The following is a 237-nucleotide window of genomic DNA, read 5'->3' as shown; positions in this document are numbered from 1 at the left end:
CCCTTGTAGCCACGTCCGCCCGGCGTTCTGCCGGAGGTCGCATCCGGAAAGCTCAGCATGCGGTATTCCGGAACGAAGACATCCTTGAGGATCAGGCTTTTTGAGCCGGTGCCCGCGAGGCCGACCACATCCCAGGTATCGGCAATGGCATAATCGCTGGCGGGAACCAGAAGGAACGCCGGTACAGGACGCTCCCCCTCGCCATTTGGCGGAATGATCGCCGCACAGAGCGCCCAC

1 pseudogene is annotated in these 237 nt (G+C 62.9%); it reads right to left on the bottom strand.

What is annotated here, in order from left to right:
- Positions 1-237 (bottom strand): annotated as a pseudogene (locus tag AF337_RS36030) (flavin-dependent monooxygenase); the annotation flags it as partial.

This window comes from Rhizobium ecuadorense, from assembly GCF_001187535.1.
Taxonomy (GTDB): Bacteria; Pseudomonadota; Alphaproteobacteria; order Rhizobiales; family Rhizobiaceae; genus Rhizobium; species Rhizobium ecuadorense.
This window is presented reverse-complemented; position numbering and strand designations above follow the sequence as displayed.